Below are 8,855 nucleotides of genomic sequence, written 5' to 3'. Positions count from 1 at the left end.
TCATGTGCGGGGTGACGGAGGGGGGATAACTAATTAATGCCCTATTCCTGCTTAGAGTAGTGACCCGTAACATTTCTTGATTTCAATATTTGACCAAATTTTACCAATGATTCATTATAACCCTAATCGCATAGCAATGCGGAGTAGCTATGTCCATTGATTTGGTGGTGACTCATGTATGCTGAATGATATCAAAGGTTGATTGCTACGTATTAAGATGCCGCTATTCCGCAGAGACTCTCCTATTGGTGCAATAGTTCAAGTGTCAGATGCATAATTTTAATGTGACCGTGAGATTTCTACACTAAGAACTCTCTATGAACTAGAGCATTAAACCCCTAATACTAAATCCAAGGTGAGGAACAGTTTGAGCTTAAATAATGCGCATGAAGGATATGATTACCAAGATCTGATAACTAGCTATTTCATACTAGAAGAGATACTAAACGGCAATCGAGAAAGCATATTCTCAATAGACAAAAAGCATACGAAAGGAGATACCCCAGATAGATTCGATGACTTAGTTATAACAAACGGGGATAAAGTACAGCGGAAGCAAGTAAAATATAGCAATGAACAGACATCTATTAGGCTCACCAAAGATTACCTTTCCGCTGATAGTCACTATAAGATAGCGTTACATAAACTATATCAATCATGGAAAGCACTTAGCACTACTCATAGTGAGTTTAGGTTATGTTTAGCCTGGGATGAGCCTGTTGAAAAAAATATTCTGAAGGTGTTAAACCTTCAGCCTTCAAACCTATCGTCATTCGAGTCATTTCCAACTAAAGTTTTTAAGATAGACATAAATCAACTTTGGGAAATTGAACCTGAGAATTTCAACCGTTGGGATAGTCTTAAGCAATATGTAAAAGAAGATAACGTTGACCGAGATGATTTCCAAAAATTTTGTGAATGCCTTCTAATTGAAGTTAACCTTCCAAAAGCCAGTTTAAAATTTGACTATCCACATGAACTAGAAAAAATATTAATCTCGCAAGCCACAAGGCTAGGAATTGGACAATATCCAAACGATGATATTAACACCATTGATTTCTTGGTGAGACTCGTAAAACACGTTGGAAGTTATAGAACCAATTCTGCTGTTGTAACAACTCTAGATGTATTGAAAGATCTGCGTATTAAAACTGATTTTGGAAAACTTCAGCAAAAGTTTGAAATCGACCAGAGTAAAAACGTTAAGTCCGATTGTAGATATAGTTCATTCTATAACTTTGCTGTAAACAGCAAGAAAGTAATATTATCGGGTGAGCCAGGAGCTGGTAAGTCATGGTTTCTAACCAATCTAATAGATTACTTAGAACGTGAGGAAATAAGTGTTCTTCGTCATTATTGTTTCACAAGTACTGAAGACGAATTTATTGAGAGAAGAGTCAGCTCTAATACATTTTTTGGGAATCTAATAAGCGGGATAGAAAAAGTATATCCGGAGTTAACTAACGTAAAAAATCAGACTTTTGCGGCTAACCTTGATGAACTAAACCTGCTTTTGCAAAAAATAGAAGAGCCGCTAGTAATAATAGTAGATGGCTTAGACCATATTAATAGAGTTCTAGATTCGTCCATTAGCTTATCTAAAGAACAAACTCAAATTCTAGAAAATATATCTCAGGTTAGCATTCCCGATAACGTAATAATAATATTAGGTTCCCAGCCTGTTGAAGAGTTAAATTTTCTTAAAAAGGACTTCAGTTATATAGAGCACCAGTTGCCTGCTTGGGATATTCAGGATACTAAAGAGTTAGCAAAAAAACATAGAATTGCAAAATTAGATTGCAATAATGAAGATATCGTCGCATTAATTCATGAAAAAAGTGAGGGTAATCCACTTTATTTAACTTATATATTGTTAACACTAGAAAATAGCGAAGTAATAAGTGATGAGATCATACATTCTCTCCCCCCTTATGATTTCAACCTGAAAAAATACTACGAATACTTAACAAATAAAATTGAAAATAACACAACAGCGGAGATCTTATCTTGCCTAGATTTTTCTGTAACCAGAAAAGAGCTGCAAGAGATAATACCGGTGAAGCACCATTTCAATTCTAGTATGAAAGTATTGTCCCCCGTCATTTCTGAGAATACAGCTAGGGGGGGACTAAAGCTTTACCATGATAGTTTCAGACGATTTAACATGGAAAAGTTAGCTGATATCGAAGAAGCTTTAGATGCAAACTATGAATTCATCATAGACTGGCTAAATTGTGAATGCTTTTTTGAAAGCGACAAATCTTACCGTTATTTATTTAGCTACCTAATGCGAGCAAAGAAGTATGAGGATATTAGTAGATATGCATCTGACAACTTTCTACCAAATAGCTTATATTATGCTCACTCAGAATCATTAATTAGAAGAAACTACGAAAGCTTTCTAAGTGTCGCCAAAAAAACACAAAATTGGTCCCTATTTGTTTATGCTAGTGAACTGAATAGAGCGATAAATACAACTAGCTCGGAAGAACATTACAGTCAGTTTTTACAAAACTTCGAACTATACTTTGAAGCTATTTGCTTGATCTATGGAGTAGAAAAAGCAAATGCGCTTTTATATTTTAATGGTGAAAAAAACCATAGTAATGCAGTTACTGCGCAAGCATTTAGAATTTTAGAAAAGCACGGTTACTTTCCCAAGTGGGAGGATGTGAATGAGCTGTTTTCTAAAAATATAACTCAAGAAAATTTCAAATACTATATTAGCTTTTTGAACCAAAGAAATGGTGATTTTTTAGCGCTTCTAAACAAAGCAATACAGCATGATGATAAAACCTATCTTCGAATATTGTTAGAAGAGGTGCTCAGGCTGAAAGGCTGTAATTACTTAGTTGATCTAAATAACAAGCTCATGGTAACTGACAAAGAGTCAATAAGGGTGATCACCAATAACCTTTTTGAAAGAGAGAATTGTTCAACTCGGATACCAATAAAGGTAGAGTGTAACGTCACTCTAGAGCCCCTATCGCTACCACTCATCAACGAAAATATCGACAAAAATGAGCTGGCTGTGTTTTGTAATCAATTAGAAATGTATTCTGATAATGATCTCGAATGTCTACAAAGCTTCAAAAAAACTATTTCTTCTAATCACATCGTTCACTGCTGGATTAAGTTTTATATACGGAATCTAATTATAAACAAGACCTGCCATGAATTATCAATAGAAGAAAGTATAACTCATAGTTTCGAAGCATTAGCTGAAGATATGAGCTACTTTCCTGGCGCTAAGTATTCTCATTTTCTTATTGATAGCCGAGGCTTGATAGATAGAAGCTTTGAACAAGCATTTCAGCATATTAAATCACAAGTAGCATGGAAGAAGATATTTGATATCAGAAAGGAAATTGTATTTCCTATTCTCCCAACGATAGAGAAGCGATTTCTTAGTAAGAATAATATCAACTTGTTGATAGAGACTTATGATTGCTTTGATGAAGAAAACAGTGATTATTTTGAGCATGCAGATAATTCATTCAAAAAAGCAATTTATCGTGCAAAAGTAGAGGATATTGAAAATGCTAAGATAGAGCTGAAAAAGGCTATTCACTTAATAACTAGCTATACATCTCGAAAAGATAGAAATTTAGCAGAGTTCATCGACCCGATCCCCTCTCTGAATAACTTAAATCCTAGTTTTGCTAAAGAATATACTAAAAGACTCAAATACCTCACTGATGCTGTTATGAAGCATACCGAAGATGGTAAAGATACGAGATGGTTAACTATAGAATGGTTTGAAATGTTTATAAAAGTAGATTTTGAACTAGCTACTAAATATTTAATCAATGAAATGCTTACCAATGGATATTTTTGGAAATTAGACTTCATGTATGTTGATTTATTGCAACATAGCGACAACGTCAAACCCAGTATTTTAAATTTTCTTTATAGATTAACTCCAACAAACATTAAAGATGCATACCTCAATAGTTTTTTGGAGGTAATTGAACGTTTAGAAAAGAAGGATGATAAGTTAGCCAAAGCATCTATGATTAATCTATCAACAAGAGACTGGAATGACTCTTATGATACATTGAGCCAAAAAACCGTTCGCAAATATAACAATATTGCTAAAAAATTAAGGTTGAATTTACATTTAAATGAGGTTAAAGAGCAAAACACTGGAACTCCCCGCACATTTGGTAACGACAAGTTATCTATAAATCTAACTACCCAGCTTTGTAAAGAAGAAAGCTTAAGTAGCAAATCTACTCAGGATCTAGTTGATTATTTAGTTTCTCAAGAGATCTTAGGGATCGACAATCTCAATTACTTACATTTCTTCTTTAAAGAGGGAAATAATAGCGAATTGGCAAATGAAATACTTGTGCCACTTATCCGAAAAAGGTTCCCTAGAGGACAAGAGTACTATACGAACCTGCGGTGGTTAATTCAAGGAATTACCATCTCAGATAGAGATAAAGCTCTGTTATTGGTTAATAACTTTGTGTACTCAAAAGACGGGTGGTTTTCTAGTTTTGTCGACAAGGATTCATTACTCCAAGCTGTTATGATCGATAGAAGTACTGCGCAAAACTGTTTAGCATCGGCTTTATATGTGTTTTTTCAAAATAAAGACTATTCATCCAAGACAACGGCTAACTTAATTATTGCCTTCGAATATGTAGGGGTTGATGAACAGAGTATTTTATCAATGTATGAAAGAGGCTTTGATTTCATCAGCAGTAGGTTGCCAGACGAAAGTGATTTTGAATGGGAAAATTTAGATTATATTGAAATATCTGAGATGAATGATAATGAGAGGGCAATTACATTGCTCCTTAGTAAAGCAAACAACTTGGATTCATCAGTTCAACGAGAGATTATTTTTGCGTTAAATTACTTAATTAAAAATTACACTAACTTTTTAATTAAACCCCTTAATTGGTTTTTCAATAACTTTCATCTATTCCATCACTCAACAATTGCCGCAATCCTTGAGCTTATATCGATTGAAATTAAGCAGCATAAGCCGTTGTTGCTAAAGATAAAGCCATCTATTGAAAAACTCATAGGGGTGCAAAATTTGTACATACAAAATGAAGTTGAGAGTATTTTTTACGAGTTAAGTAATGAATAGAAATATCACAAGCTTAATCAGAAACTCAAAATTTATCAGTTACTTAGATTCTTTAGGGATTGATTCGAGCGAAGTAAATGACGCAATAATACAGGGTTTTAATGAAGATGAATTTGAGCACTTTGTTAATAGCTCCAATGGGATGCTTTCTCCGAACACTTATATCTATGATTTAGTTTTTAAGCATGTAAATGAATTTTTATATCAACAATATAGAGAACTAGTCATTTTTGAAGGTGAAGGAACAATAGATGTTAGAACAATGATTGCAACATCTAACTCTCTTGTTAGTAGACCCGACTTATTAAAGCCGTTTGATAAATCACCTGGGTTTAGTGCTCCTGATGAATTAAACGATTTTGTTGTCATTGCTAGATTTGAGCGTCAGTTTGAAGCTAGAGATTATGGCAGCAACACCAAAGGCAATCGCGCGGTGATATGTGAAGGTTGCCTGCCAATGAAAATTAACATAAACCCACTGAAAAGCTTTCCTTGTACTCAAGACATTTGGAAAGACGAATACTGTTATGGAACTCCTGCCATCCAAGGGTTTTGTATCAATGAAAATAGTTTAGAGGCAGCACACGTTATTTGGATGAATGGTGGGCTGCTGAGTTTATTAGGCCTAATTCTAGATCGTTATGACAATGGACTTAGGGCTCTAAATGACAATGGTGAAGCTGTTTTGATATACCGCTGTTGGAGAGAAAAGTTAATCGGGAAAGGACCTTCCTTTGTTGGCTTAGATTCCAATATTTCACGGTTAGAAGGTTGTGATTTGATACTAAGAAAAGACTTTTATGAAAAATTAAAGACCATCATTCCAGATATCGTTTTTTATACAGAAATTATTTAGTTGTAATCCTCCCTCGTATTAGAGGCGGATCATTCCAGAGTTTTGGGCTGATTGGGAGTGGAGGTCATGCTTACTTTTCCTAATTTAAAGGGATGCTCTAGAGCAAAAGCGCTAAACATTTTTTGTCCAAAAGTGAGTCACAACCAGTTTGAAACTTTATTACTACCCTACCGATCATCTAAAAGCTTTAATCGCACCATCTAGCCCCTCTTTTGATTCTTATGCCACTTTTAAACGGTCTCTTTAAACATTGATGTTTGCAGAACCTGAGTGATTTTAGTCAAACAAATCAGCCTCTATTCGATATAGATAAAAAAATGCCGCAGACTCTCATCTGCGGCATTCATTTTCAGTTTGAACTTTTAATTCGAGGGTTGTTGTTACTACCCTTTCACCCCACCAGCCGTTAAACCACCCACCAAGAACTTCTGAGCCAGCAAGAACACTATGGTAATTGGCAATGCTGACAGCACGGCGGCGGCGGCAAAATCGCCCCATAAGTAGTTTTGTGGGTATAAGTATTGCTGCATACCCACCGCCAGGGTGTAAGAATCGACATCACGAAGCAATAATGATGCGACGGGTACTTCGGTCACTGCGGCAATAAATGACAAGATAAACACCACCGCAAGAATTGGTACAGATAAAGGCAACAAGACTAAGCGGAATGCTTGCCAAGGGGTGGCGCCATCAAGGGCTGCCGCTTCTTCTAGTGAGTTATCAATTGATTCAAAATAGCCTTTAATCGTCCACACGTGCAGTGCAATACCGCCCATGTAAGCAAACACCACACCGCCGTGAGTGTTGAGACCTAAGAATGGAACGTAAGTCCCTAGGCGATCAAACAATGCGTACAATGCGACAAGAGCAAGAACCGCTGGGAACATTTGGAAAATCAGCATAGAGCGCAAGATAACGGTTTTGCCTTTAAACTTCATACGAGCAAACGCATAAGCACAGGTAGTCGAAAGCACCACAATACCAATTGCGGTTAAGCCCGCTACTTTTACTGAGTTCCAAAGCCATAGCAAGACTGGGAAAGGCGGTTTAGTGACTGTGCCATCAGCGTGTACCACATCAAAGCCTAGTGCCAGTTTCCAGTGTTCTAGTGAAGGATTACGCGGGATCAAATCCCCCGCTGCGTAGTTACCTTCACGGAAGGAAATCGCAATCACCATTAATAGTGGGAACATCATCAATGCTAAGAAAACCCACATTCCAATATGCGTTGCCCAAACACGGTACTTCAAAGATTTAGGTTGAACCATAGCCATGTTAAATCTCCTTATTCTGTTTCTAACTTAGTGAACTTCATATTCAGTAGCGATAAACCGCCCACTAATAAGAAGATTAAGGTTGCAATCGCACCTGCTAGGCCGAAGTCTTGACCTCCCGCACCTTCAAACGCAATACGGTAGGTGTAGCTCACTAATAAATCGGTATGACCGGCTGGAACACTCGTACCTATCATATCCGGTGCACCGTTGGTTAATAGTTGAATCAGTACAAAGTTGTTGAAGTTAAAGGCAAAGCTAGCAATTAATAACGGCACCATAGGTTTAACTAATAACGGCAGGGTAATTTTCATAAAGTTATCAATCGGGCCTGCGCCATCCATTGCGGATGCTTCATACAAATCATCAGGAATCGCTTTTAACATCCCCATCGCTAAGATCATCATGTATGGGTAACCTAACCAAGTATTGACAATAATGATCATGGTTTTAGCAAGGAACGGGTCGGTAAACCAAGCGGGGCTTAAGCCAAACAAGCCTTGCAATAGTTGGTTGATCTCACCGAAACTTTGGTTAAATAAACCTTTGAATATTAAGATAGAAATAAACGCTGGCACCGCATAAGGCAAAATCAATAGCACACGGTAAACGCCACGGCCTTTCAACGCTTCCCAAGAAACAATTTGCGCTAAAATTACGCCCATTGCCAATGTCAGAACCACGGTTGCTGCTGCAAATACCACAGTCCAAACAAAGATTTTAAAGAATGGCCCTTGAATACCTGGGTCACTGAAAATACGAGTGAAATTGTCAAAACCAATATTAACGATGAAGCCTGGAGTGATGTAGTCACCTATAAACTGACCATCTGCATCGACTGGCTGGTAATAACCAATTTCATAGTTTGGTTTTAACACCTGTGCAGTTTGGTTATTCACTAACGTTTCGCCGTCAGCATCTAAGCTATAGAGCGGTTTTACTTGAGCAAATTTACGCAAGCCCGACATCACTAACGCTTCACCATCAGGCGTTTGTACTTCAAGTTGGTTTAATACGTTACGGTTTTGGATCACCGCTTTTAATGGTGCTTTTTTGCCAGGAAGTTCTGTCGCAGGGGTTAATTTAAGATGCCCTTCTAGTTTTTCAACTGAACCATCAGACAACGAAAGCGGTTGAGACACGAGCCAGTGATCATCTTGTTTTAAAGCAATCGAATATACGTCATCATGTTGACGTAGCTCGAAGGTATAACTGTCACCACTTTGAAAGCTCTGCTCAAGTAATACGCCTTGAGTTCGTTGAAAGCTAAGCTGATTGGCGCCACTGTAGTTAGTGAATGCCAGGCCTATGGTATAAATCAATGGGAAAATAATGAACAAGATCATACCCGCGACACCAGGGTAGATATAACGATGAGCATAAGTACGCTTACGAGCAAATACGTATACACCCATTGAAGCAAGCACTAGGGTAAGTAAGGCAAAAGCAAACTCACCACGAGCGTACATCAGTACAATCGCATAGCCATTCAAAAGAGTAATCGCTGAAAGTACGAGCGTTTTCAGCCAAGGAAAAGGACGAGGCGCAGAATGTGGCGCTAGACTAGATGACATAATATTCGCTGACATATTAAATTCCGTTTCTGTATCGAATTGACTTT

The 8,855-nt window shown here is 37.2% G+C and carries 4 protein-coding genes; 2 read left to right on the top strand and 2 right to left on the bottom strand.

Annotated features, from left to right (window positions below):
- Positions 1 to 367 precede the first annotated feature (367 nt).
- Both A1QC_RS00190 and A1QC_RS00185 read left to right on the top strand, forming a co-directional pair.
- The gene (locus A1QC_RS00190; RefSeq protein WP_017024865.1) at positions 368 to 5,104 is read left to right on the top strand and encodes an ATP-binding protein; all 4,737 of its coding nucleotides are present in this window, start codon (positions 368 to 370) and stop codon (positions 5,102 to 5,104) included.
- Positions 5,097 to 5,960 (top strand): hypothetical protein, encoded by an 864-nt coding sequence (locus A1QC_RS00185; RefSeq protein ID WP_017024864.1) that lies wholly within the window; start codon positions 5,097 to 5,099, stop codon positions 5,958 to 5,960. The genes A1QC_RS00190 and A1QC_RS00185 overlap by 8 nt, the downstream gene beginning before the upstream one ends.
- A 383-nt stretch (positions 5,961 to 6,343) precedes the next feature.
- On the opposite strand, the gene malG is transcribed toward A1QC_RS00185, so the two are convergent.
- On the bottom strand, positions 6,344 to 7,234 hold the full coding sequence (malG, locus tag A1QC_RS00180) for a maltose ABC transporter permease MalG (protein WP_017024863.1): 891 nt from the start codon (positions 7,232 to 7,234) through the stop codon (positions 6,344 to 6,346).
- Between the two features lie 11 nt (positions 7,235 to 7,245).
- The gene (gene malF / locus A1QC_RS00175) at positions 7,246 to 8,823 is read right to left on the bottom strand and encodes a maltose ABC transporter permease MalF (RefSeq protein ID WP_026025789.1); all 1,578 of its coding nucleotides are present in this window, start codon (positions 8,821 to 8,823) and stop codon (positions 7,246 to 7,248) included.
- Positions 8,824 to 8,855: the final 32 nt, after the last annotated feature.

The organism is Vibrio rumoiensis 1S-45 (assembly GCF_000286955.2).
Classification (GTDB): domain Bacteria; phylum Pseudomonadota; class Gammaproteobacteria; order Enterobacterales; family Vibrionaceae; genus Vibrio; species Vibrio rumoiensis_A.
The sequence above is the reverse complement of the archived record's forward strand: the minus strand, read 5'-3'. Positions and strand labels throughout refer to the sequence as shown.

Coding starts and splice junctions, on each gene's coding strand:
- A1QC_RS00185 (WP_017024864.1), top strand. CDS start 5,097: ATGAATAGAAATATCACAAGCTTAATCAGAAACTCAAAATTTATCAGT.
- malG (WP_017024863.1), bottom strand. CDS start 7,234: ATGGCTATGGTTCAACCTAAATCTTTGAAGTACCGTGTTTGGGCAACG.
- malF (WP_026025789.1), bottom strand. CDS start 8,823: ATGTCAGCGAATATTATGTCATCTAGTCTAGCGCCACATTCTGCGCCT.